Consider the following 26,175-nt stretch of genomic DNA (forward strand, 5'->3'; position numbering starts at 1 on the left):
GGAGGCTTCCCTTTTTAATTTTCATTCCTATGCCGGGAAAATTAAAATCCATCCTTTGGGGCCTCAGCGCGGTTTTGCTCATCGCAGGCTGTCGCAAAGGCGAAATTGATCGCAATGGTTTACCCGATACCTTCATCAGCTATGAAGCTATCAATCTAAGCGGTCAGAATCGTTTAAACTCCTCTGTTCGCCTTACTTGGTATGGCACCGATGGAGATGGTTATATTTCCGGCTACGAGCTATCACTCGACAATCAGAATTGGGAGTACACCACTACTCAGGATTCTGTTTTCCTATTTGACATTCCTCCGGGTCAGGACTCTGCTGATATCAGCTTCTTCGTACGTGCCATTGATAATGATGGTAATATCGATCCCAGCCCGGCTTTCTTAAAAGTTCCACTGATCAACACTCCGCCAGATGCGGCTTTCTTAGACGATCGTGGACCATCTGATACTGCTTTTATTGCTGCCACTTTCTTTTGGCAAGCTTCCGACCCCGATGGGGACAATACCCTCAAAGCAGTAGAGATGAAAATCAATGAGGGCGACTGGGTTGAAATCGACCGCAGTCAAAACCTCATCACCTTCTTGGCTGATACCTCTATTCAAAACGGTGAAGCCAGTGCTGAAATCTATTACGGACAATCAACGGCCGCAGCACCTTACAACATTAACGGATTAAAAGTAAACGACACCAACCGTGTTTACATCCGCTCTATCGACATTGCAGATGCAATTAGCGATGTCGATACCTCTGAAGTTTTCTACTTCCGCCCTAAAACCAGCGGCGTAAATATGCTTTGGGTTTCCGGTCATAATGCCGGTATTAAAAACCAGTACAAAGGATACCTTCAAAGCAATAATCTCAATTACGATCTCTTGAACTTTGGCTATGCCCAAGGAGCGAATCTCCCAAAGTATTTTGATCCAACCGTTCAATTGATCTTTAAACAATATCAGCAGGCCTTTTTAAACTTGCCTTCTACCAATTTCCGTAATTCGGTTACCGGTGATGAAAAACCTCTTATCGACTATCTGGCGCCGGTTATTCAGCGCTTTACGGATAATGGTGGTAAATACTTCCTCACCACTCAATTAACCAGCACTCAGGATCTCAGTGAATCTCGCTCGGTATATCCCATTGATGATATCGTAGTATCAACCGTTCCGGGTTCGCAAGCGCGTATTACTACCGATTCGGCTTTGGTAAATTTGGTGGACACCACCTTATATCCTGAATTGGCTCCCACCAATGTAGAGTTTGGCGTTGTGCCCATGGTGGCTTCTGCCGATGCCCAGAATTTTTACTATGCTCAAATTACGCGCTTCCGCGGATGGAATGGCAGCTCTCAAGTAGTAGCCGCCGTTCGTCGTCGCAATTCTAAAATCTCCCAGGTATTCTTCTGCATGGAGCTTCATCGCTTTGAACGGAATGCCGGTGCTATTGAACAATTAATCGGTGAAATCTTCGATAATGAATTCTAAGCTCCTTTACCGTCTTCTGGCCTTCCTGTTTTTAGGCCTCAGCCTCCAGGCTCAAAGCGAAGAAAAAGCCTCCTTAAGTGGAGTGATCACCGATGCCAAAAGCGGGGAAACCTTACCCGGTGCCAATGTGCTTTTGGTAGGAACCTATTTGGGCGCCGCAGCGGATATCAATGGTAATTATGTAATCAATGGAATTAAGGCCCAGGATTACACCATTAAGGTTCAGTTTATCGGTTATGAAACCAAGCTTTTTACCGGCATCTCCTTTGAGCCCGGCGAAAGCAAGGTGCTCAATATCGAATTACGTGAACAACGCGAATCTCTTAATGAGGTAACCATTGTTGGTAAGAAGGAACAAATTAGCCTTGAGAAAGCCAGCAGTGAAGTAACCATCAGTCAGGAGCAAATCTCGCAGATGAATGTACGCGATGTGCAGGAAGTACTGCAGATGCAAGCTGGGGTGATTAAAACTCAGGATGGTTTGCAAATCCGTGGTGCTCGGGTTTACGAAACCGAGTACATCGTTGATGGTATTTCTGCCCAAGATCCACTAGCCGGTACTGGTTTTGGTGTGGATGTAAATTCGAGCTCCGTGGCCAGTGTAGACCTTATCACGGGTGGTGTGGGTGCCGAATTTGGTGGAGGTAGCTCCGGGGTAGTTAATACCCGCATCCGCGAAGGAGGCGAGAAATTCCAAATTAGTGGTCGCTATCAGCGTGATAACCTTGGAAATTCCGATATCGCCAGTAGCTTTAATACCGATCGCTTCGAACTGAATGTTGGTTCTCCTATTCCCGGCACTCAAAAAAAATTGACGCTGTTTGCCAGTATCTCGGCCTATATGACCGACGAATATTTCGGAGCTACAGCCGATCAATTGGAAAGCTCACTCTTTAGTGCCAATCCCGAATTTTGGGCACCGCGCTATACCAACTCCTACACTAATACCATTAAGCTAGCTTATAAACTGCGCTCTGGCACCAAATTGACCTTAACCAATCAGCATTCGCTGAACATCAACCAGAATACCCGTACGCTGCAAATTGTAGGTTTTGACGCCATCTTAACGCCGGGTTTCCAATACAACCGCAGCAATAATTTGGACAATGCAACCACTTATACGCATCACTCCAATTTAACGGCCTTAAACCTCAATCACCTTATCACTAAAAACTGGGGACTGAGTGTTTCAGTAGGTCGCTTATTCACTAATTTGCGCGCCGATGCTAATGGTCGTCCTTTCCGTACCGAAACGGTCGATCAGATCTTAGATGAACAACACATCATCTCCTCTCCCATTGAAATCTTTAACCCGGGCGATCCTCGTGGTATTTACTACGTATCTGTAGGTGACGGATTAATCAACAATGGTGGTATTACCCCTACCTGGCACGATCACTATGTGGAAGAATACAGTGTAAATGGCAAAGCCACCTGGATTCCGGATAACAAACAACATGAGTTAAGCTTCGGGCTCCAAAACACTTTTACCGAATACCAATGGGTAGATGTTACCCGTCCTTGGGTAGGTGCCCCGATTAAGATCAACGACAGTACCTACACCCAATCAGTAAGCATTGGTTCAAGCAATGATATCTGGTCGGTAAACCCCATCGAAACCGGTTTATTTGTACAAGATCGCATTAGCTATAAAGGGATTATTGCTACCCTCGGGCTGCGATTAAACATGTGGGCTCCCGGTAAATTTGTGGATGATGCTGTAAATGATCCTAGCGCTCCGGTAATTGATCAGGTACGCGAAGATTATCTCGCTAAAACCAGCGAGGTATTTGGTTTACGGTGGAAAGCACGCTTACTGCCTAAAATCAATGTGAGCTTCCCGGTAACGGAAAATAATGTGCTCTACTTTAACTACGGGCATAGCATGCGTTTACCTCACCCTCGTTTCATTTATGCCGGATTAGACCCCACCTATCAGGATCGTTCTTTCCTGGCTAGCTTGGGTAACCCCGATTTGGATCCAGAGGTGAATGTGAGCTACGAGATTGGATTGAAATCCAAATTGAATAAGGATTTGGCCATGAGCCTTACCGCCTTTAACAATAACCGTTTCGATTATATCGTATCCCGTCGGGTAATTGTGGCAGATCAAACGGGTCGTCCAACTACCAAGAACTTCTACATCAATCAGGATTATGCCAATATCTACGGTGTAGAATTAGGACTTAATTACCGGATTGGTCGCTATTTAAACAGCTTTGCCAATATTGGCTATCAGGTGGCTCGTGGTAAGTCGAACTCAGCCCGCGAATCCAGCTTACAGATTGAACAAAACGGAGAGGTATCTTTAAGTCGTGAGCAGTATTTAGCCTTCGACCGCCCTTGGAACATCAATACCGGAATCATCTTTGCACCGGATAGCACCCTTCCAATCTTAGGGATGAACTGGACTGGCTTTAGCGCCTTTCTGTCTTATCAATTTACCTCGGGTTTCCGCTACACTCCACAGCAATTAACCCGCACCAACGAATTAGGTCGTCCTATTTATGAGCCTATCGTTGATCAGTATTTGCAAAATCAAGCCAAACCCTGGCATAATATCGATTTGAAATTAAGCTACAATCTACCCCTGGGTATGAAGCGTGGCAAAGGAGTTTCCCTCAGTGTGGAAATCCGAAACCTGGCCAATGCCAAGAATTCTCAAATCATTAATCCGGTTACGGGTGAAGCTTATGAATACGGAGACGATGTGCCCATTACCTGGCGCGATCCACGTTACAGTGGCCCCCAGGAAAGTGGAGTAGATCCTCGCAACCCGGCAAGATATCTGGCCCCTCGACAAATTTTATACGGAATCGAATTTCGCTTTTAGGAGATGAAGAAATTAGCACTATACCTCTTTGCCCTCCTGTGTAGCTTTTCAGCCACAGCTCAAATCCTACCTAATTACGGTGGGGAGCGAGCAGGACTTTCAGCCTTGAGCTTTTTGAAAAACGATATGAGCACCCGCTCTTTAGGTTTAGCTGGCACCAGCCTGGCCTTGGAAGGTGATGCTTACTCGGTGATGAACAATCCCGCGGCTCTAACCGAATTGAAATCGACCACCTATGCCTTGAGTCACCTCTTTTTAGGTGGAGGGGTAAACCAATCTTTTGCTGCCGCGAACTTCCCGATGAAGGATCGTACCAGTACCTTGAGCTTTAGCATTAATGCATTGAACTCTGGCGATATGGAAGAACGCACCGAATTTCAACCCATGGGTACCGGTCGTCAGGTGTCGGTGGCCAATATCGCGGTAGGTGCCACCTATGCTCGTCAGCTTTCCGCCTTATTTAGTGCTGCGGTAAGTGTAAAATACATTTACGAAGGAGTGGCCGGTTTCCACAACAGCAATGCCACGGTAGACCTTGCTTTCTTATACCGCACGGATTTCCGCGACTTAAAGTTTGCAGCCATGGTACAGAACTTTGGCGGTAATTCCTCTTTAGGTAGTGATGGCGATATCCCCACCACATTTAACCGCAGTACCGGAATTGGTCTGGAAGCCAATGTGGTTCCTACCATTTTCAAATTAGGAATTAGCATGGTACCTTGGAAGAAAGGGGATCACAGCTTATTGACCGCCTTACAATTGAATCATCCTAATGACAATGCCGAGAACTATTCAGCCGGAATTGAATACCATTGGAAAGAGATTTTTTACGCCCGCGCTGGCTATCGTATTAGCGTGCGTCACCGTCATATTCCCACCTTCGGAATTGGAGTACGCAGTCGTTTAGGACAGCATCCTTTCTATATCGATTATGCTGCCAATCCTACCAACTTTATTGGCATACAACACAGCATTGGACTACGTTTTCAAATTTTAAAAATCGCTGACCGCTCATGAAAAAGTCTGTCTTATTCAGCATTTTGATTTCAGCGCTGGCCCTGGTTTCTTGCGAAGATTACCTGGGTAAAAAAACCGATCTCGATTTTATCGATGTACCGCCAGACAATAGCGTGCGTGAGATTGCCTATGTTCCCATCCTTCCTATACTTAGCGATTTTGATCGCCCCAGCGATGTATGCGCCGGTTTCGACGGTTTGATCTACGTGGTAGATGAAGGCAGCGAAGAGGTAGTAGCCATGGATGAGTCTGGTCGTATCCTCGGACGTAAATCGGTTCCCGGAGCTCGCAGTGTGATTCAAGATCGTCGCTTTGACCTATTGGTTATTGGTACTTCAGACTCCCTTTACAATTCAGGTAATGGCGATACTTTATTGACTTTCTCTACCATCTATCGACTAAGAATGGTAGGTACCGGTGGCTATGCTATTAGCAATGCCCAGATCGTAAACAAGATCGTACATCCTTTTTACTATACACAAAGTAATCCGGTGCGTCGTACCAATGATTTTGTACGCTTCAACAATATTGGCATCATCGGCAATAGCCAAGATCCCAATCGAAATAACCAGTATTATGTGAGTCGCCAATATGTGCGCAATCCGGATCCGGATCCCAATAATCCTGAAATAAGCAGTGGCCCCTTAGGCCCCAATGACGCTGTACTTTATTTTGGTAATGATGATGTATTGATTTCCCCCATTTCAGTGCAAACTGCTTCGGGCTTTTTCAACGACTTTTTTGAGCATCCTTCGGGCATCACAACCCTTACTCAGCCCCCTCAGTTTGGAGCGCAAACCAGTAGCGATTTCCTTTACACCTCTTTGGAAGAAGACAATGCCTTAAAGGTGCAATACATCGAATTTGCCGAAACTGAATTTGGTGCGGAATACCGTCCTCGCATTTTAGCATCTGGAGACACCAGTCAGGCCGATGGCTTTATCAATTCACCCAACAAGTTCCGTCAACCTACCGACATCACTTATGCTGGCGATGGAACTCAATACCTCTTTGTGGTAGATCGGGAAACCGACTCTCTGTATCAATTCTCTTTTACGGGTTTTGAAGGGGTTCGTCCTCCCGCAGCGGCCGGGGTAGATCGCTTTGTAAAAACCAGCTTCGGTGGTACCGGTGGTGGACTGATGCAGTTTAATGATCCGGTGGCAGTTGCTTACTTTAATCAAATCGTATATGTAGCTGATGCTGGCAATGGCCGGATTATGCGTTATAAGCTTACTTTGGATTTCGATTAATCAATCAAGTGCACCTTCACTCAATAAGTCGCAGACTGAACTAAGCACCTTGGGCAGATTGAGTGGAAAAAACTACATTTGGGAAATTAGTATGCGGAAATATCTCTACATAGCAGTACTTTTCTTGGGCTTCGGCCTCGGATCAGCCTGGGCCCAATCTCCTCACGGAACTGGTTCCAGCGCTTCCAATTCTGCTTTGTGCCCCCTGTACATTCCCAATGCTTTTACTCCTAATGGCGATAATATCAACGATCGCTTTGAACTGCGCATCAGTGAAAACTGCGAACTGGTAAAATTCTCCCTGCAGGTTTTTGACCGTTGGGGACGGATGGTCTACCAAAGCAATACCATTGATGCCGAAAAAGCCTGGGACGGAAGATTCGAAAATGAAGATTTGCAACAAGGTGTTTACCTCTTTAAGCTTAGTGCTGAAATGGTAAATTACAACAATAGCAAAGCGGATCCCGTTAAGTACAACAAACAGGGTTCAGTGGTCCTTATTCGCTAAACATGCGCGTACTTCTTTTTCTGATTTTAATTCCCTTTTTAAGCCTAGCTCAAAAGCAAAAGTTGAGCATTAAGATTGAAGGCCTAGAACGTATTGAAGGAAAAATAATGCTGCGGGTTAAGAATGCCCAAGGTGAGATCATCCTCAAATACAGTCAAAAGGTAGATGAGATTCCCGAACTTATTCAATTGGAACTAGCCCCTGGCACCTATGCTATTGCTTGTTTCCACGATGCCAACGATAATGATAAGATCGACCGCAATTTTGCCGGTCTGCCAACTGAAATTTATGCTTTCAGCAATAATGTTCGTGGCACCTTTGGCCCGCCCGATTTAGCGGATCAACTCTTTGAATTTAAAACGGCTAAAACCATCAGCCTCCGCCTGGAATGAAATATTTCGCCCCTTTGCTCTTCCTCCTTTGCTTCAGTGCGCAGGCACAGGAAAGACTACAGGGTGATTATTTATGGTTTGCCCTCGGAGGCAGCCTCGACCAGTTTAAAGACGATTATATCTCCCCCAATACTTATCGCGGCTTATCCGGAAATCTAGCCTTGGGCTGGCATACCTATAAAGGCCATTGGATGAATAATCTCGACATCAGTGGCTTGGAGGGACGCCAAAAGCCCGCAAATTATCCTGATCAACTTAGCCGAACCACCAGCCTAGGTTTTCGAGGCCATTACAGTCTGCGCTACCGAGTGCATGAGAAAGGGAAACACCAATTTCTAGCCGGAGTCTACAGTCAAAATATCTTTATCCTCCGCACTCACAATCAGTATAATAATAGCGCTCAAAGCTTTAGTGGTTTCTTCGGCTATGGCCCCAGCCTGGCTTATACCTATAGTCGAACCACCAAAATATGGGGTCGGGATTGGCATTGGTCCTGGCAGAGTGAATGGAACATTCCTTTGGGCACCTATATTCTCAGACCGAATTATATTCGACAATATAGTGGTGGAGAGATTGCCGATCGTGGACATCATTTTTGGGGCGACACTTGGCAGACTGATTTTCGCCACAGCCTGATCTGGCATCGCAGCAATGGCAATCAAATTCGATTGATGTACCAATGGGAGTACTTCCAAACCAAGCGCTTTAACCCTTCCTATAATGGAGGGCATTTACTAAGCCTGCAAGTCTTTTATAAGCTATGAGAAAGTGGTTCCTACCTATTGCCCTGCTGCTCTTGCTTAACCTTTCCTGCGAGCGCAGTTTAATGCCCGAAGATCCGGGAGCCTCTCCCCAAGCTAATTTTGAAAGCCTGGTTGAAACGGTTGGCAACAAATACAGTTTCTTCCAAATCAAGAACATCAACTGGGAGCAAATCAGCGCCATTCAAAGAGCCCGTGTACATTCGAATATGAGCGATGAAGAACTCTTTGAGGTGCTGGATACCTTGCTCTATCAATTGCGAGATGGCCATGTCAATTTAGTAGCACCCTTCGATTTAAATCGCAATTGGTCCTGGTACCTGAACTCTCCCGATAATTTTGATGAGCAAGTATTGGAACGTCAGTATTTAGGCTCGGATTATCGCATTATGAATGGCTTCCGCTATCGCTATCTGCGAGACAGTATTGGCTATATCCATTACAGCAGTTTTAGCTCTGGCTTTACTGAAACGCAAATGGACTTATTATTTAAGTACTTCGCGAATGCCAAAGGCCTAATTCTCGACTTGCGTAACAATGGCGGTGGCAGCCTCAATAATACCTATCGCCTGGCTTCGCGTTTCCTTACCGAAAGCACCACAGTCTTAATCAGCGATGAAAAAACCGGTCCCGGTGCCAATGATTTTGGGAATGCCGTATCCATCGGATTAAGCCCCAGCGGCAATTATCACTTTAGCAAACCAGTAGTGCTGCTTAGCAATCGACGTTGTTATTCTGCTACCAACACCTTTACGGCTATTAGCAAATCCATACCGCATATCTACCATATGGGAGATACCACTGGAGGTGGCGGAGGCATACCCATAGATTTTGAATTACCCAATGGCTGGCGTTATCGTTTCTCGGCCACCCGCAGCTTTACCCCCGATGGCTTTAATATCGAAATGGGGCTTCCGCCGGATAGCGCTTTTAACCTCGATCCTCTGCAATTACAACAGGGCTATGACGCCTATATCGAAGAAGCCCTAAAGCGACTCGACTAAGCTTCCGGGTCCTCAATCCAAGAGCTATACATAATGTAATTATTGGCGATACGATTGATCTCTCCGGATATTAGTTCAGGGGTAATATCCTTCACTTTCTTAGCGGGCACCCCGGCGAAAATACTGCCACTGGGAATATGCGTTCCCTCTAAAACTACCGCGCCAGCTGCCACAATGCTATTGCTTTCCACTACGCAGGCATCCATTACAATGGCACCCATTCCAATCAAAACATTATCATGAATAGTACAACCATGTACTATGGCATTATGACCAATGGAAACATTATTACCGATTACTAAGGGGTGCTTCTGATAGGTACAATGTAAGGTGGCATTATCCTGCACATTTACCTTATCCCCCATTTTTATATAGTGTACATCGCCACGCGCCACGCTATTAAACCAAAAGCTGCATTGCTTACCACATTGAATATCTCCTACTAAGGTGGCATTATCTGCCACAAAGCAATCTTCGCCTAATTGTGGCACCTTGCCTTTCACTGCTTTAATCAAAGCCATATTGATTCTCTTTATGTGCTCAAATTAAAGACAAATGAACGGCCCTCGGAAATTGGGCACCTGCTATCTTTGCAAAAAATTATTCCCATGGATACGGCCAAAGTTCCCGTTAGCGTATATGCAGAAATGACCCCAAATCCCACCGTGCTTAAGTTTGTGGCAAACAAGCCATTGGTATCGGTAGATTCGGTAGAGTTTCGCAATATCGAAGAAGCCCAGCCTTCGCCTTTGGCCACCAAGCTTTTTCACTTCCCCTTTGTGAAGGAGGTATTTATCAGCTCCAATTACGTTGCTATTAGCAAATACGACATCGTTGAATGGGATGAAGTTACCCTGGAGCTACGTGAGCTTATCCGCGACTTTCTAGCGGAAGGTGGAATCGTATTAAATGAAGCCGCTTTAAAAGCTAAGGAAGAGGAAGCTTCTGAGGAAACAAGCGAAGCTCAAAGCGGATACATTCATCCTGAAGAGAAAGCTAAGGAAGATTGGGATGCCATCGATACCAAAATCGTTTCCTTATTGGAAGAATATGTAAAACCCGCTGTTGCCAATGACGGAGGTAATATCAAATTCTTAAACCATAAGGATGGCGTAGTTAGCGTATTATTACAAGGTGCTTGCAGTGGCTGCCCTAGTAGTACCGCTACCCTAAAGCAAGGTATTGAAGCCATGCTTCAAAACTTCTTACCCGGCCAAATTAAGGCGGTGCAAGCCGTTAATGGCTAGGAAATAAAAAACTGAATTTTAGTCGAAACGAATTAGGCGCTCAAGCTCGCGTTGCCATACAGCTTTAAGCTGCGAAGGTGAGCGCGAATAGCTTGACCTAAGGTTCTGTGCTCGTAATAGGGCAAATTGAATTCCTGCGCAGTTTTCTTCACGATCTCGCTTAAAGCTGGATAGTGAATATGACAGATATGCGGGAATAAGTGGTGTTCTACCTGGAAATTAAGTCCACCAACAAACCAACCTACCAGTTTATTGCCACGAGCAAAATCAGAGGTTGTTTTTAATTGGTGTGCTAAGAACTCATCATCCATTGCTTTGTCATCCTCAGGAATATGGGCTACCTGAACATGATCTACCACATGCGCAAGCTGGAATACAAAGCTCAGTACAAAACCGGCAATGAGGTGCATAATCACAAATCCTAATACGGCAATGTACCAGGGCACAGCCAGGAATACGATGGGCAATACTAAGAACAAGCCGAAATAAAGAACCTTCGTATAAATCAATTTAATCCACTCTTGACGAAGAGCATCATCACTCAATTTGGCTACACCAGTCTTCTGGTAGCGGATCAATTGTGAAAAATCCTTCATCACCACCCAATTGAGGGTCAATAAGCTGTACAATAGAGGGGCATACCAAACCTGGTAGCGATGACGCTTATGTAAAGGCTGATCAGGATGCAAACGCAATAAACCATGCGTATCCAAATCATCATCCAAACCATCGATATTGGTATAGGTATGGTGTAATACATTGTGCTGTAATCTCCAGGTGGTAAGGTTACCGGAAATCAGATAAATACTGGAAGCAATAAAATCGTTCACCTTAGGACTGCGATGGTAAGCGCCATGGGCGGCATCGTGCATTACCGACATTCCAACTCCAGACATGCCCATTCCCATAATGGCAAAGAGACCTAAAACGGCCCAAGGTCCGGGATTAAAGATGAAAAGAGCCAAATAGGGAAGAAAATACATAGCTAACATCGCTACGGTCTTCATGAACATCGCCGTATTGGCTTTGGGGTTTAAGGATTTCTCCTTAAAATATTGATTTACTCTGCTTCTTAAAGTCTTGCTGAATGAGAGGGAATCTGCTTTTGGGAATCGAACTTTTTGCAGAGGGTAAGTGCTTTCGGGCATACGAATATTTTCATGGCTAAAATAAGAAGGAAGATTAACTTCGCTAACTGAAATCTTAAGATTTAACAAGATGTTGAAACGTATCGATCCCAGCCAAACCAAAGCTTGGACTCAATTGGAAAGCAAAGCACGGGAAATGAGGGAAAAACACCTCAAAGATCTCTTTGCGGAGGATCCGAATCGCTTCGAAAAAATGAAAAGAGAGCATAAAGATTTGCTCTTTGATTTCTCCAAGAACCTTATTGATGCTGAAAGCTTAGAGCTGTTGGAGGAACTTTTCAGCGAATGTGGCGTGAAAGAAGGAATTCAAGCCATGTTAAGCGGTGAAAAAATTAATGAAACGGAAGGTAGAGCAGTACTGCATACGGCCCTTCGAAATTTCAGTGATGAAGAGATTTTAGTAGATGGTCAATCCGTAAATGAGGATATCGAAAAAGTGCTGGAGCAAATGCAGGACTTTTCGGACCTGATCATTTCCGGCAACTGGAAAGGTTACAGTGGCAAAACCATTAAGCATATTGTGAATATCGGCATCGGCGGAAGCGACCTTGGTCCTTTGATGGTTTATGAAGCCTTAAAGCCTTATCACAATCATTTACGTTGCCATTATGTTTCCAATGTCGATGGCGCGCATATTAATGAGACCTTAAAAGATCTTGATCCGGAGCAGACTTTGTTCATTATTGCTAGTAAAACCTTTACTACCCAAGAGACCATGACCAATGCTCGATCGGCACGAGAATGGTTCTTGCGCAGCAATGCCTCCGAAAATGATATCGCCAAGCATTTTGTGGCCGTTTCTACCAATCGGGAGAAGGTAATTGACTTTGGCATTGACCCTACCAATATGTTCGTGTTTTGGGATTGGGTTGGAGGCCGCTATTCCGTTTGGAGTGCCATTGGCCTTAGCCTGGCCTGCGGATTAGGTTATAAGAACTTCGAAAAATTCTTGCGCGGGGCTCATAGTATGGATCGCCATCTGGCGGAAGCCGACTTTAAGAATAATATCCCCATGCAAATGGCCGCCTTAGGCATTTGGTATGTCAACTTTATGGGGGCAGAAAGTGAGGCCATTATCCCTTACGATCAAAACATGCATCGCTTTGCCGCCTATTTCCAACAAGGAAATATGGAAAGTAATGGCAAATACATCGATCGCAATGGCCAAAAAGTAAGCTATGCCACAGGCCCCATTATTTGGGGAGAACCTGGTACCAATGGTCAGCATGCCTTCTTCCAATTAATGCATCAAGGTACCCGCTTTATTCCGGCTGATTTTATTGGCTTCGCCGAGAGTCATTATACTATGGGAGATCATCATTTAAAGTTGTTATCCAATTTCTTGGCGCAAACCGAAGCTTTAATGATTGGCAAAACAAAAGAAGAGGTAGAAGCGGAAATGAAAGCTAAGGGAAGCAGTGAAGAGGAAATTGCCAAGATTGCTCCCTATCGGGTATTCGAAGGCAACCGCCCCACTACTTCTATCCTGGGTCAGAAATCAGATCCTGAGAGCTTGGGTGCCCTGATTGCCGCTTATGAGCACAAAATATTCATACAAGGTCTTGTTTGGAATATTTACTCCTTTGATCAATGGGGAGTTGAACTCGGAAAAGCCTTAGCAAACACCATCCTACCGCTGCTTTCAGAGGGAGGTGAAATTGACAAAGATGCTAGTACTAAAGGATTAATTACCTACATTAGAAACCGCAGAGGGATAAAAGGATAAAAAAAAGATGAAAAAGTGGAGCTTTATCTTGCTTGCAGTCACATTACTGTCATCTTGCAATCAAGAAATTAAGGAAGAAAATGCCCGTTTAAAGGCTGAATTAGACTCCTTACGTACGGAAAGTGTTGATCAAGATTCTACGATCAGCGATTTCATGACAACTTTCCAACAAGTTCAAGACAATTTAAGCAGTATCAGAGAGCGCGAAGAATCGATTCGCGAAGTTTCGGAAGGCGGCCTAGAAAATGAAGGCTCTACCCGCGACAAGCTAATTTCTGATATTGAAGCTATCAACTCCTTAATCGAAAAGAATAAAGGAGCTATTGATGACTTACGTCGCAAATTGGCTTCCAGTCGTGGCGAAAATCGGAAGTACCTGAAAATGGTCGAAAACTTGAATCGTCAGATTGAACTGAAAAATGAGCAAGTGGCCGAGTTATATGGCCAACTGGAGCAAGCCAATTTCAAAGTATCGCAACTAAGTTCTAAAGTTGGATTACTCACTGAAACCGGAATGGCTCAGAAAAAGGTAATCGAACAACAAGACTCCGAATTGAATACGGCTTATTACACCATGGGCACTTATGAAGAATTAAAAGAGGCCGGTGTAGTAGATAAAGAAGGAGGATTTATTGGAATCGGAAGAACTGAAACTCTGGCCAAAGACTTTAACACCTCTTATTTTACTAAGATCGATATCCGCAATTCTACCGAGCTCAGTTTTAACGGTGAGTATAAAAAAGTGGAAATAATCACAAACCACTCGACCGAATCATACGTATATGAGGAGGACAACGAATTCAAAAAAGCGCTAAAGATTACGAATCCAACAGAGTTCTGGAAAAACTCCAAGTATCTGGTAATTCTTTTGGACAAATAATCTTCTGCTCCTATCCACCTCTAAAGGAGCGTTTATACAATTATGAAGGTTAGTAATAAGAGTTTCTTCAATATCATGAAATGGCTCGTGCGATTGCTCGTGGGCTTTATTTTCCTTGATTTTGGATTATCTATGTTAGCTGGCAGTTTGTCCAGCATCTTCGAGCATCATGAATTGGCATTATTCTCGGCGGTTGCCATTCTATTATTGGCAGTATTGCGGTTTTCATTTTTCTCTTATGAAGATGAATATGAAATTATCCATATAGATACCCGCAGCTTGGTCTTTGGTTTTTTAGAAAGTCCACGCCACCGTCATTATGAATTTGCCAAAATCATTTTAGCTGATTATAAAATTGAAAAGGGATTACTCAAGTATCGACTTACCTTAACGGTAAACTCGAGCTCTGGTGATAAGAAATTACGTCATTTTGACCTCTATTTCCTTAGCAAGGATAAGCAGGAATACGTGGAGAAATCACTTCAACAAGTGCTCGAAAACAATAGTAAACTCTAGAAGGCGGAGCCTGCCCCTCTTTGATTAACTTTGCAGTAAAATTGCAAAGATGATTACTGGATTACAGCACCTGCACTCTGGATTACCTTATTTACTTCTCCCCCTTTTATTGATCAGTTGTATTGTATTCTGGATGCGTTCCGGAAATGGTGCCAGCTTCGGTAAAAGCGATAAGCGATTAGCTTTAATCACCCTGATCCTGAGTCATCTTCAACTTGTTTTCGGACTATTATTATACTTTACCGGCCCTAAGGGCTTTAACTACACATCCGTTTCCGGCTTTATGAAGGATTCGGTAATGCGACTGTACGCGGTTGAACATATTGCGGTGATGTTGATTAGTATTACCTTAATCACCATCGGATATTCCCGTGCAAAGCGAAGCAGCGATAACACTAAAAAATTCCGTGGCCTGGCTATATTCTACAGCCTGGGCTTGCTGCTCATCTTGTCGCGTATCCCTTGGGATGCCTGGCTTTCTTAATTTATGATTGAAACCAAAAAGAAACGTACCGACCTCCGTGAGCGTGCGGTATTGATTGGGGTAATTACCACCTTTCAAAGTGAAGAAAAAGTCGCTGAGTACCTGGACGAATTAGCCTTTTTGGCGGATACGGCCGGAGCAGACTCAATGAAGCGCTTCACTCAAAAACTCGATTCGCCAAATCCCAAGACCTTTTTGGGAAGTGGAAAAATTGAAGAAATCGCCGCTTATATCAAAGCGGAAGATATAGATCTGGCCATTTTTGATGATGAGCTCTCCCCTTCTCAATTGAAGAATGTGGAGCGCATTTTCGAAATTAAAGTACTGGATCGTACTAACCTGATTCTCGACATCTTCGCGGCCCGGGCCCAAACCTCTTATGCTCGCACCCAAGTTGAGCTAGCTCAGTATCAATACCTATTACCTCGCTTAACCAATATGTGGACTCACTTGAGTAAACAAAAAGGGGGTATTGGGATGAAAGGTCCTGGTGAGCGAGAGATCGAAACCGACCGTCGGATTGTGCGCGATAAAATCAGTTTGCTAAAAAAGCAACTGCAAAAAATCGACAAGCAAATGGCCATACAGCGCTCCAACCGGGCCAGTATGGTACGTGTTGCCTTGGTGGGTTACACGAACGTAGGGAAATCAACCCTGATGAACCTCTTGAGTAAATCAGAGGTTTTTGCTGAGAATAAACTCTTTGCCACCCTGGATACTACAGTGCGAAAAGTGGTAATACACAACCTGCCCTTCTTAATGTCGGATACGGTAGGTTTCATCCGCAAATTGCCTACCCAATTGGTGGAATCCTTTAAATCTACCCTCGACGAAGTGCGAGAAGCAGATGTACTCCTACATGTGGTAGATATTTCGCATCCCAATTTTGAAGATCATATCAGCACTGTGGATCGCACCATCGCAGAGATTGACGGGCGGGAAAAACCCACCATTATGATCTTCAATAAAATTGATGCTTATGTTCCTGAGCACCGTGACCCGGATGACCTTCAGGAACCGGAAAACAACCGACATTTGACCTTAGAAGAATGGAAGTCGACCTGGTTTGCGCGTACCGATCGTCAGGCGATTTTCATCTCAGCCACGGAAAAAGAAAATATCGAAGACCTGCGGAATCGTTTGTACGAAACCCTGGCCGAAATTCACGCCCGTCGCTACCCGAACAATAATTTCTTGTTTTAAAAACAATAAGATGGCCACGAAAATTAGTAAGAAGGTTAGCCTCGAGTACCATGCTCAAGGTCGGCCGGGAAAAATTGAAGTTATTCCCACTAAACCCAGTAACTCTCAACGTGATCTGTCCATCGCCTATAGCCCTGGAGTGGCAGACCCCTGTTTGGAGATTGCCCGCGATAAAGAAAATGCTTATAAATACACGGCCAAGGGAAACCTGGTAGCCGTAATTTCCAATGGTACTGCGGTACTCGGCTTGGGCGATATCGGCCCAGAGGCCAGCAAACCAGTAATGGAAGGTAAGGGAGTACTCTTTAAAATCTTTGCCGACATCGATGTGTTCGACATTGAGATTAATGAGAAAGATCCAGCCAAATTTGTGGAGCATGTAAAAGCCATCTCCCCCACTTTTGGCGGCATCAATCTTGAAGATATTAAAGCTCCAGAAAGCTTTTACATCGAAGAGCGCTTAAAAGCAGAGTTGGATATTCCGGTGATGCACGACGACCAGCATGGAACGGCCATTATTGCCAGTGCGGCACTTTTAAATGCCACCGAATGTGTAGGCAAAAGCCTGGATAAAATTAAAGTAGTATTTAATGGCGCCGGGGCCAGTGCCACTGCTACTGCCAAACTCTTTATGAGTTTAGGTGTGCAAGAGGAAAACCTCTTAATGGCCGATAGCAAGGGGATTATCAATACCCGCCGAGAAGATCTGAACGAAGAAAAACGATTCTTCGCCCGCAAGACAGAGCACAATACCTTAAGCGATGCTCTGCAACATGCTGATGTTTTTGTAGGCCTTTCGGTGGGAGGAATCCTCACTCCAAAGATGGTACGCTCCATGGCTCAGGATCCCATTGTATTTGCCCTAGCCAATCCTACTCCTGAGATAAACTATCATGAAGCCAAGCAGGCTCGTAAGGATATTATTATTGCTACCGGTCGGTCCGACCATCCTAATCAGGTAAATAATGTTTTAGGTTTCCCCTTCATTTTCCGTGGTGCCCTGGACGTGCGCTCCACCAAGATTAATGAGGAGATGAAGATTGCCGCCGCTAAAGCCATTGCGGAATTGGCCAAGGAACCGGTACCCGAAATTGTGAACCTTGCCTACAATGAGAGCAATTTGCAATTCGGCCGTGATTATATTATTCCGAAGCCCTTCGACCCACGCCTTATTGTTAAAGTGGCCATGGCCGTTGCCAAAGCTGCTATGAAGAGTGGAGTAGCGAAAGAACCCATTCGCAATTGGGATGCTTATAAAGAACATTTACTGAGTCGCTTGGGTCGTGATGATAAATTCATCCGCCTAGCACAGGAAAAAGCGACTAAGAATCCACAGCGAGTGGTTCTGGCAGAAGGCGATGAACTAAAAACTTTAAAGGCCGCCCAAATTGCGGTAGACGAAGGATTGGCTCAACCAATACTATTAGGTCGACGCGAGAAAATCAGTCGCCTGATCGAAGAAAATGGCCTGGAAGATATTTCGCATTTGCCTGTTATTGATCCGCATGAACCTAATGAGCGCGCTGAGGCCTATGCCCAATTGCTCTTCAAGAAACGCCAGCGTAAAGGCATGACCTTATACGAGGCCCGCAAGTATATGCGCGATCGGAATTATTTTGGGGTGGCCATGACCGAAATTGGCGATGCCGATGCTTTTATATCAGGTACTACCCGTCGTTATTCCGAGGTGATTAAACCCATCTTCAAAATTATGGGAACTCGCCCTGGCGTGAGTCGCATTGCGGGAATGTATATTATGCTTACCAAGCGCGGCCCCATGTTCTTTGCGGATACTACCGTAATAAAAGAGCCAACGGTAGAAGAAGTGGTTCAGATTACTCGCCTTCTGGCTGATAATATCCGTCGGATCAATTTAGTCCCTCGTATTGCCCTATTGGGCTACTCCAATTTTGGCAGCAACCAAAGTGATAAGCTTTCGCAAACCATGAGTAAGGCTACCGAAATTTTACATCGTGAAAATCCAGATTTGATTGTGGATGGAGAACTTCAGGCCAATTTTGCTTTGGATCGGGAATTACTCAAAGAGAACTTCCCATTCAGCACCCTGGTAGACCAAAAAGTGAATGCCTTTGTATTCCCCAATTTGGCCGCCGGAAATATTGCTTACAAGATGTTGCAGTCCTTTGAAGCAGCAGAAGCTTTGGGCCCGGTTTTATTGGGAGTAAATCGTCCGGCGCACATATTACAAATGGGGGCTTCGGTGCGGGAAATTGTAAATATGATTACCTTAGCAAGTGTGGATGCACAAACACGCTAATCGAATCTAAACCTCTTAAAATGAACATCTTACTTCCCACCGACTTCTCAGAAAATGCGGACATCGCAACTGAGTACGCTTTTAAACTGGCCGAGAAAAGCCAGGGTAAAGTAACCATATTACACGCCTACGATCTTCCCTACTCAGATCGTTCTATGAGCACTTCGCTTTTGGAAGTGATGAAAGAGAATGCAGAAAGCAATATGAAGGACTATGAGAAAGAGCTTAAAAGCCGCTACTCCACTCCTTTTGAAAGCTTAGTTCGTTTAGGAAACCCTATTCGCTTAATTACGGAAACTTCTCGTTTGGACAGTATCGACATGGTGGTAATGGGAACCAAAGGAGCCAGTGGTTTGGAAGAAGTATTGATCGGATCTAATGCCGCCTCGGTAATTCAAAATACCCAAAAGCCGGTATTGGTAATTCCACCGGTAGCGACTTATACCGATATAAATAAAATCATTTTTGCCACCGACCTTGATCCTAAGGTGAAAGAGCAGCCTTTGCAGAGACTACGAGAATTTGCTCAACTGAATAATTCGAGCATTGATCTGGTTTATGTACAAACGGAGAAAGCTCCAGCGGATGGCAGTCGCAAATTCTATAGCTCCAATTTAGAAGGTGTAAATCATGAATTTACCATCTTAAAAAGTGGAGATATTGAAAAATCCATCAGTGCGGAAGCTGAAAAGGAAAAGGCCAATTTAATTACCGCTATTGCTAAGCGCTATGGTTTCTTTGAGGGACTATTTCACCGCAGCATGACTAATAAATTAGCCTACCACAGCCGCTTGCCTCTTTTGGTACTGCATGAACCAAAATAAATCTCAGACCTTATAGGAGATAGGTCTAAACCCAATGCATGGAGATAAACGCCCTGTATGATTGGCTAAAGCCAAAATCCAAACCCTTACTCATCGCTGGTCCTTGCAGCGTAGAAAGTGAGGAACAAATGATGCGAACCGCAGACTCATTGGCACGAACCGGATTGGTAAGTGCCTTTCGAGGCGGTGTTTGGAAGCCCCGCACCAAACCGGGATCTTTCGAAGGAATCGGCAGCCCTGCCCTAAAATGGTTAAAGGCCGCCGGTACCAAACATCAAATTCCGGTAATCACTGAAGTGGCCAATGCCCGCCATGTGGAAGAAGCACTGGAAGCAGGTATTGACATGCTTTGGATTGGGGCTCGCACCACAGTAAATCCATTTTATGTTCAGGATATTGCGGATGCCTTAAAGGGAACAGACATTCCAGTATTGGTAAAAAACCCCATTCACCCGGAAGTGAAACTCTGGCTGGGTGCTTTGGAACGCCTTAATAATGCAGGTATCCAAAAGCTAGGCGCCATTCACCGTGGCTTCTACGCCTATCAAAGTCAACCCTTCCGCAATGAACCCAAATGGGAAGTGTTCTTCGAATTGCGTCGCCTGGCTCCAGACCTACCGGTAATTTGCGATCCCAGTCATATTGCAGGTCGCAGTGAATTAATTGGTGAAGTTTGTCAATCCGCCCTCGATTTAGGGATGGATGGCTTTATGATCGAATCTCATATTGAGCCACATAAAGCCCTAAGTGATCCGCTGCAACAGTTACGTCCTTATGATCTGGATTTGGTTTATCGTGCCTTGGAGCATCGCGACGAGGCCATTGACGATGAACGCTATATCGCCAAATTAGAAGAGCTACGCTATCAAATAGATAAAGTAGACGCGGAGATCTTAAAATTGATATCACGCCGACAGGAACTGGCCAAAGCTATTGGTCCGGTGAAATACGAAAACCAGGCAACCATTTTTCAGATGAAACGTTGGTTTAAGGTATTGGAAAATCGCAAAGCTCAAGGCCTAAGCCTCGATCTGGAAGATGAATTGGTACATGAACTCTTTCAGTTATTGCATAAATATTCCATTGATACCCAAATCAAGAATCACCACGAATGAAAAAGCTCTTTCTATTCCTCTTAGTCCTTGGGCAAATTAGCCTTAAGGCCCAAAATGTAGACCTAGAAAAATCCAAAGTAAACTTCGAAATTTCCAATTTAGGCTTCAATACCGTAGAAGGGAGCTTCAGTGGATTAGATGGTAAGCTCTATTTAAATATGGATGCGGTGCATAAGTCCATATTAAAGGTTTGCCTGGAAGTAAACAGCATTGAAACAGGTATCGCTAAGAGAGATGAGCATTTAAAAAGTGAAGATTTCTTCTGGCTCGATAAGCATCCTCAAATCTGCTTTAATGGCGATAAATTCAAATACCTGGGCGACCATCACTGGCAAGTAAGCGGCTACCTAAACATTCGAGGGATTTCCAAATACATCACGGTAGCCCTGACCTATAAAGATGATATCCTGGAATGTGAGTTTATGCTCAATCGCTTTGACTATGAACTAGGCTCTGATATCTCTACTTTCACAGCAGGTAAAGAAGTAGAAATCAAGGTTCACTTGGAAAAGAAAGCAGCTTAAGCGCTTCGAAAACATTTATCGCTTTAAGGAGCTCCTGGAGCTTTGTAAATTGCCAGCATGCGTAATGTCCCGGAAATAATCTGGAAGGCGAAGGCCGCGGTTGATCCTATCAAATTAGAAGGCTTGCAAGCGGAATTAGATCTCGATCCTAAAATCCTAACCCTTCTCCTCCAAAGAGGAATTGAAAGCCTGGATCAAGCCATACAGTTTTTTAAACCCAGCTTAGATGAATTGCATGATCCCTTCTTAATGAAGGATATGGATCGGGCAGTTGAAAGAGTTGACCAGGCGGTGAAGGCCGGGGAAAAAATCATGATCTATGGCGATTATGATGTAGATGGAACGACCTCCGTGGCCATGCTTGCCAATTTCATGCATGGGCATTATAGCAATTTCATCACCTATATTCCGGATCGATATCGCGAAGGATATGGAGTTTCTACCGCCGGCATTGACAAGGCTCATGCTGAAAATGCCAGCCTAATTATCGCTTTGGACTGCGGCATTAAGGCGCTGGATAAAGTGGAATACGCCCACAGTTTGGGTATTGATTTTATTATTTGCGATCATCATACCCCCGGCCCAAAGCTTCCGGCCGCCGCTGCAGTATTAGATCCGAAAAGAAAGGATTGTAATTATCCCAATAAGGGGCTCAGTGGTTGTGGAGTAGGATTTAAACTCGCACAGGCCCTTTCCCAGAAATGGCAAATCGATAAATCCGAATGCTGGAAATTATTGGATTTACTGGCTCTAAGCATAGGGGCAGATATTGTTCCTATGACTGGTGAAAATCGAGTATTGGCTTACTATGGCTTGGAAAAGATAAACTCCGATCCATCGGATGGTATTCAAGCTTTATTGCGCACGGCTGGTCAGTTGGATCGTCGCCTAAGTATTGGTGATGTGGTTTTTACCTTAGCGCCCCGCATTAATGCAGCAGGTAGATTGGCCCATGCACAGCAAGCAGTAGACCTTTTGAGGGGAACGGACCTCAGCCTATTACCCGAAATTGCGGATGAAATTGAAATTCGAAATCAGGACCGAAAAAATTTAGATCGGCAAATCACCAAAGAGGCTCTGCATCAAATTGAAAGGGAAATAGCGCCTGAGGCCCTTAGCACGGTTGTATTTCAGGATGATTGGCATAAAGGAGTAATAGGCATTGTAGCCTCAAGACTTATTGAAAACTACTACCGGCCAACGGTGGTCCTTACCCAGTCTGGCGACAAATTAGCGGGATCTGCACGCTCTGTAGAGGGCTTTGATTTATATGATGCCTTAGAAGCTTGTGAGGACTCCCTAATTCAATTCGGTGGACATGCCGCAGCGGCAGGTATGACCTTAAAACCGGAACAGTTAAACGATTTTAAAATTGCCTTTGAGGAAAGCGTTAAGGCGCGCATCACCGATGAGCAAAAGCAAGCCCGCCTAATTTATGACCTGGACATAGAGGCCAGTGATATTGACGCCAAATTTTACCGCCTCATTCAGCGTTTTGCCCCCTTTGGCCCCGATAACCTAGCACCACTTTTACGCTGTCGTAATTTGATAGATCGTGGTTCCCGTACGGTTGGAGATGAAGGCCAGCACCTTAAAATATCGGTGGTAGACCCTGATAGCGGTTTGTGTTTAGAGGGGATCGGTTTTAACTTAGGACCTAAATTAAAGATCCTTAAAAGCCAGCAACCAGTGGCCTTGCTCTTTCATTTGGAATTGAATGTTTTTAGAGGACAAGCCTCCTTACAATTGAGAGTATTAGATATTAAAGCGGATAGCGAATTAGAAGATTGATAATGGAAAAGAAAACAGCATTTATAACAGGTGCCACCAGTGGGATTGGCAAAGCATGTGCGGAGAGGCTTGCTCGCGAAAATTATCGCTTAATCCTATGCGGTCGCCGAGAAGAGCGCTTAGCAGAGCTTGAAAAACAATTAAGCGTTTACACCGATATCCATTGCTTGAGTTTTGATGTTCGCAATGCAGAAGCTGTGTCTAATGCCATTGCTTCTTTGCCCTCCGAATTTCAGAAAATTGACATCCTCATTAATAATGCTGGCAATGCCCATGGCCTGGACCCCATCCAAACGGGAAGTATTGAAGATTGGGATGCAATGCTCGATATTAATGTAAAAGGACTGCTTTATGTAAGTAAGCAGATCATCCCTCAATTCATTGAAAGGAAGGAAGGGCATATCATTAATATTGGTTCCACTGCCGCTAAAGAAGTATATCCCAATGGCAATGTGTATTGCGCTTCCAAACATGCTGTTGATGCCATTAATCAAGGCATGCGCATTGATTTAAACAAGCATAACATTCGGGTAGGAGCGATACACCCTGGCATGGTAGAAACAGAATTCAGTGAGGTTCGCTTTAAAGGAGATCAAGAAAGAGCTTCCAAGGTTTACCAGGGATTCCGTCCATTACAGGCAGAAGATATTGCTGATATCATTGCCTTCGTCATCAGCAGACCTTACCATGTAAATATTGCCGACCTGGTAGTTATGAGCGTAGACCAGGCCAGTTCAACAATCGTAAATAAGCAAGCTTAGGATTGCAATTGAGCCAATCGAACTTTAGGTTCTTTAGGCTCTTCCAAAGGTAATTTCAGGGCATCGATGCGCTTTTTCAAAGGCATCATAAAGTCTTGGAAGCTGGGCATATACTCATCCGTAATAGGCTCTGCTTCCGGTAAATCCTGACTAAGTGGATCCACCTGCTTGCCATTTACCCAAAAACGGTAGCAAACATGGGGTCCTGTGGCCAAGCCAGTGCTACCTACATAACCAATTACATCGCCCTGACGTACTCTAGAGCCTTTGCGAATGCCCTTGGCAAACTTGCTCATGTGTAAGTACTGAGTGGTATAAGTGCTATTGTGACGCACCTTAACATAATTACCATTTCCACGAGTGTAGGCTGCGGCAATTACCTCACCATCGGCAGTAGACATAATGGGCGTACCATGTGGCGCGGCATAGTCTGTACCTAAATGCGGCTTCACGCGCTTCAATACAGGGTGAAAACGACGAGGGTTAAAACGAGAAGAAATACGGAAGAAGTCAAGCGGTGCCTTCAAGAAAGCTTTGCGCAGACTACGACCTTCTTCATCGAAGTAATCGCGATAGGTGGTATCATTATCGTAGAAGAAAGAATAGAAAGAACGACCACTATGATGGAAGTCGGCAGCTAAAATGCGTCCGGTTCCCACCTTAATCGAATCTTGAATATAATTCTCCTCGTAAATCAATTTGAAATAATCACCCGGCTGAATTCGGAAGAAGTCAATGGTCCAGGCATAAACCTTAGAAAGTTCTACCGCTAATGCTGGAGAACCACCTTGATCTAATAAACTTTCATAAAGTGAAGATTCGATTACACCGCTGATGGATTTCTCGCGAACTTCTACATCCTCGGCACCCAGATATACATTTCCGGTATCGCGCAAATCGAAAACCACATAATCAATGGCCGATGGTTTGTACACCATATAGCGAGCCACCTGATTACTATCTAAATTCTCAGCAAAAATGGTGTAGTCCTTACCACTGCGCAGATTGCGCACATCGAAGATATCTTTGTAATTGGTGGCGATTCGGTTGATCATGGAATAATCAATCCCGAAGTTCAGCAGGATATTGCTAAAGCTCTCACCATTGGAAATAACGTTGTCGATAAGCTCAAAAGAATCTACCGGCAAGCCGTATTTCATCTGCACTTCCTTCACCGGAGACAAAGCCTCTTCTTGCTCCTGATTAGTTTCCGGAGCAGGCTCTTCATTCACAAAATTATCAAAGACTCCAAGGTTATTTAAAATAACTAAAGGGGTCGCCAGAATCAATCCTACAAGGACCAATTTTAATCTTAACTGCATAAAAGGTTGTAATAGGTGGTGGTTGCAGGGCCGCAAATATACAAACCCACGGGGGTCTAACGAGCTCCAACTCTGATTATTGCCCCAGTCCCTGCTTTTTCTTTACTTCTTCCAACACTTCGTTTACCCAGGACTTACCCCATTCCTCTTTTTCTTGCTCTGTCCATAATTGTGGATAGAAGATTCGTTTTTGGAAACGAGGGGGTAAATACTTCTGCCAATTGGTTCCACCAGTAGCACGCACATCGGCCGGACGGCGCGCCAGATATACCACAGAAGTTTTATAGTGTTGTAATGGCCAGTACACGTTCACATTTAAATCGAGTAAACGCATTTGGTCTTGTAAGGCTTCATTGGCCTGCTCTTCTTCCGGAAGTTCCAGGTATTTTTGCCAAAGATTAGTATGATAGAATTCCTTGGCATGACGAATAATCATTCCGGAATACTTCTTCTCAAATTGCTTTAGGGTAAGGGTTTTATGACCAGACTCGGCAATAGTCGCTCCCTTTTTCCAATAGATATACTCGTACATCTGCTCGATACTGGGGTCGTGCTCCTTCATCTCATCCCGATGATCTTTATCCACCAGGTTAATCATATCCGTAGCACAGATTTCCACCAAACGATACTGCACCGATTGAAAGCCAGATGCCGGAATCAAAGACATGCGGAATTTTAAGAACTGATGACGATCCATTCCTTGTTCCATAATTCCAAAGGAGCGAGTTAAGGCTTCGAAATAGCGATTTACCCGACTCAATTTTTGAGTCATGGACTCGGCAGTCACCGAATTCTCATCTGCCAATTGACGGAACTCATGCAAGGACAACTTGAAATAGAGTTCTGTAATCTGATGGTACATGATAAAAATCTCCTCATCGGGAATATCAGTGATGGGAGTTTGTAAGGATAACAGGGTATCCAGGTGGATATAATCCCAGTAAGTATTGTAATCCTGGTAAAGTAAACCATCTAGGAAATCCAGTAATTCCTGACCACTAGCCTGGTATTTATCGGCTAATAGATTCAGGCGTTCCTGAATTTCGGGAGTAATCTTTACATCTTGAGGCATGGTCTCTTATTTAGCTCTGTAAAACTATA

Annotated in this window: 24 protein-coding genes; 20 read left to right on the top strand and 4 right to left on the bottom strand. The window is 44.5% G+C overall.

The features are described from left to right. Positions 1-29 precede the first annotated feature (29 nt). From H4K34_RS06205 to H4K34_RS06240, 8 genes are read left to right on the top strand one after another with little or no spacing between them, the layout of a single operon-like run. A complete protein-coding gene (locus H4K34_RS06205) occupies positions 30-1,487 on the top strand; it encodes a hypothetical protein (protein ID WP_210759957.1) in 1,458 nt (485 codons plus the stop codon). After that, positions 1,477-4,320, top strand: a complete 2,844-nt coding sequence (locus tag H4K34_RS06210) for a TonB-dependent receptor (RefSeq protein WP_210759958.1) — start codon at positions 1,477-1,479, stop codon at positions 4,318-4,320. Before H4K34_RS06205 ends, H4K34_RS06210 begins: the two co-directional genes overlap by 11 nt. A gap of 3 nt (positions 4,321-4,323) precedes the next feature. Further along, a complete protein-coding gene (locus tag H4K34_RS06215; protein WP_210759959.1) occupies positions 4,324-5,337 on the top strand; it encodes a PorV/PorQ family protein in 1,014 nt (337 codons plus the stop codon). Continuing rightward, complete coding sequence (locus H4K34_RS06220) at positions 5,334-6,590, top strand: NHL repeat-containing protein (protein WP_210759960.1); 1,257 nt, start codon at positions 5,334-5,336, stop codon at positions 6,588-6,590. The genes H4K34_RS06215 and H4K34_RS06220 overlap by 4 nt, the downstream gene beginning before the upstream one ends. Before the next feature lie 58 nt (positions 6,591-6,648). Beyond that, a complete protein-coding gene (locus H4K34_RS06225; RefSeq protein ID WP_210759961.1) occupies positions 6,649-7,098 on the top strand; it encodes a gliding motility-associated C-terminal domain-containing protein in 450 nt (149 codons plus the stop codon). 2 nt (positions 7,099-7,100) lie between these two features. Further along, entirely contained in the window at positions 7,101-7,490 is a 390-nt protein-coding gene (locus H4K34_RS06230; RefSeq protein WP_210759962.1) for a DUF2141 domain-containing protein, read from the top strand. Beyond that, a complete protein-coding gene (locus H4K34_RS06235; protein ID WP_210759963.1) occupies positions 7,487-8,254 on the top strand; it encodes a hypothetical protein in 768 nt (255 codons plus the stop codon). The genes H4K34_RS06230 and H4K34_RS06235 overlap by 4 nt, the downstream gene beginning before the upstream one ends. Then, positions 8,251-9,255 (top strand): S41 family peptidase, encoded by a 1,005-nt coding sequence (locus H4K34_RS06240; protein WP_210759964.1) that lies wholly within the window; start codon positions 8,251-8,253, stop codon positions 9,253-9,255. Before H4K34_RS06235 ends, H4K34_RS06240 begins: the two co-directional genes overlap by 4 nt. On the opposite strand, the gene H4K34_RS06245 is transcribed toward H4K34_RS06240, so the two are convergent. Beyond that, positions 9,252-9,776: a gamma carbonic anhydrase family protein gene (locus tag H4K34_RS06245; RefSeq protein ID WP_210759965.1), complete on the bottom strand. Its 525-nt coding sequence runs from the start codon at positions 9,774-9,776 to the stop codon at positions 9,252-9,254. The two genes, H4K34_RS06240 and H4K34_RS06245, sit on opposite strands and share 4 nt — an antisense overlap. 87 nt (positions 9,777-9,863) lie before the next feature. Here H4K34_RS06245 and H4K34_RS06250 point away from each other — a divergent pair, with 87 nt between their 5' ends. Next, positions 9,864-10,502: a NifU family protein gene (locus H4K34_RS06250; protein WP_210759966.1), complete on the top strand. Its 639-nt coding sequence runs from the start codon at positions 9,864-9,866 to the stop codon at positions 10,500-10,502. Between the two features lie 32 nt (positions 10,503-10,534). Here the strand turns inward: H4K34_RS06250 and H4K34_RS06255 are convergent, their stop codons facing one another. Continuing rightward, a complete protein-coding gene (locus H4K34_RS06255) occupies positions 10,535-11,650 on the bottom strand; it encodes a fatty acid desaturase family protein (protein WP_210759967.1) in 1,116 nt (371 codons plus the stop codon). 70 nt (positions 11,651-11,720) lie between these two features. Here H4K34_RS06255 and pgi point away from each other — a divergent pair, with 70 nt between their 5' ends. From pgi to H4K34_RS06310, 11 genes are all read left to right on the top strand, one after another. Further along, a complete protein-coding gene (gene pgi, locus H4K34_RS06260; protein WP_210759968.1) occupies positions 11,721-13,376 on the top strand; it encodes a glucose-6-phosphate isomerase in 1,656 nt (551 codons plus the stop codon). A gap of 7 nt (positions 13,377-13,383) precedes the next feature. Further along, positions 13,384-14,256 carry a Cbp1 family collagen-binding glycoprotein adhesin gene (locus tag H4K34_RS06265; RefSeq protein WP_210759969.1) on the top strand — a complete coding sequence of 291 codons (873 nt, stop codon included), beginning with the start codon at positions 13,384-13,386 and terminating at the stop codon, positions 14,254-14,256. Positions 14,257-14,331: 75 nt separating this feature from the next. Further along, on the top strand, positions 14,332-14,772 hold the full coding sequence (locus H4K34_RS06270) for a hypothetical protein (protein ID WP_210759970.1): 441 nt from the start codon (positions 14,332-14,334) through the stop codon (positions 14,770-14,772). A gap of 49 nt (positions 14,773-14,821) precedes the next feature. Then, positions 14,822-15,256 carry a hypothetical protein gene (locus H4K34_RS06275; protein ID WP_210759971.1) on the top strand — a complete coding sequence of 145 codons (435 nt, stop codon included), beginning with the start codon at positions 14,822-14,824 and terminating at the stop codon, positions 15,254-15,256. A 3-nt stretch (positions 15,257-15,259) separates the two neighbouring features. Continuing rightward, on the top strand, positions 15,260-16,459 hold the full coding sequence (gene hflX / locus H4K34_RS06280) for a GTPase HflX (protein WP_210759972.1): 1,200 nt from the start codon (positions 15,260-15,262) through the stop codon (positions 16,457-16,459). A gap of 10 nt (positions 16,460-16,469) precedes the next feature. Then, positions 16,470-18,737, top strand: coding sequence for an NADP-dependent malic enzyme (locus H4K34_RS06285; protein WP_210759973.1), 2,268 nt, complete (start codon positions 16,470-16,472; stop codon positions 18,735-18,737). Between the two features lie 20 nt (positions 18,738-18,757). Continuing rightward, positions 18,758-19,561 (top strand): universal stress protein, encoded by an 804-nt coding sequence (locus H4K34_RS06290; protein ID WP_210759974.1) that lies wholly within the window; start codon positions 18,758-18,760, stop codon positions 19,559-19,561. 38 nt (positions 19,562-19,599) lie between these two features. Further along, positions 19,600-20,676: a chorismate mutase gene (locus H4K34_RS06295; protein ID WP_210759975.1), complete on the top strand. Its 1,077-nt coding sequence runs from the start codon at positions 19,600-19,602 to the stop codon at positions 20,674-20,676. Beyond that, entirely contained in the window at positions 20,673-21,200 is a 528-nt protein-coding gene (locus H4K34_RS06300) for a YceI family protein (RefSeq protein ID WP_210759976.1), read from the top strand. Before H4K34_RS06295 ends, H4K34_RS06300 begins: the two co-directional genes overlap by 4 nt. A 57-nt stretch (positions 21,201-21,257) precedes the next feature. Further along, on the top strand, positions 21,258-22,991 hold the full coding sequence (gene recJ, locus H4K34_RS06305; RefSeq protein ID WP_210759977.1) for a single-stranded-DNA-specific exonuclease RecJ: 1,734 nt from the start codon (positions 21,258-21,260) through the stop codon (positions 22,989-22,991). Positions 22,992-22,993: 2 nt separating this feature from the next. Further along, the gene (locus H4K34_RS06310) at positions 22,994-23,752 is read left to right on the top strand and encodes an SDR family NAD(P)-dependent oxidoreductase (RefSeq protein WP_210759978.1); all 759 of its coding nucleotides are present in this window, start codon (positions 22,994-22,996) and stop codon (positions 23,750-23,752) included. Here the strand turns inward: H4K34_RS06310 and H4K34_RS06315 are convergent. Both H4K34_RS06315 and H4K34_RS06320 read right to left on the bottom strand, forming a co-directional pair. Continuing rightward, positions 23,749-25,074 carry a peptidoglycan DD-metalloendopeptidase family protein gene (locus H4K34_RS06315; protein WP_246452207.1) on the bottom strand — a complete coding sequence of 442 codons (1,326 nt, stop codon included), beginning with the start codon at positions 25,072-25,074 and terminating at the stop codon, positions 23,749-23,751. The two genes, H4K34_RS06310 and H4K34_RS06315, sit on opposite strands and share 4 nt — an antisense overlap. Before the next feature lie 76 nt (positions 25,075-25,150). Further along, on the bottom strand, positions 25,151-26,146 hold the full coding sequence (locus H4K34_RS06320) for a tryptophan 2,3-dioxygenase family protein (protein ID WP_210759979.1): 996 nt from the start codon (positions 26,144-26,146) through the stop codon (positions 25,151-25,153). Positions 26,147-26,175: the final 29 nt, after the last annotated feature.

Source organism: Croceimicrobium hydrocarbonivorans (genome assembly GCF_014524565.1).
In the GTDB taxonomy this organism is placed as follows: domain Bacteria; phylum Bacteroidota; class Bacteroidia; order Flavobacteriales; family Schleiferiaceae; genus Croceimicrobium; species Croceimicrobium hydrocarbonivorans.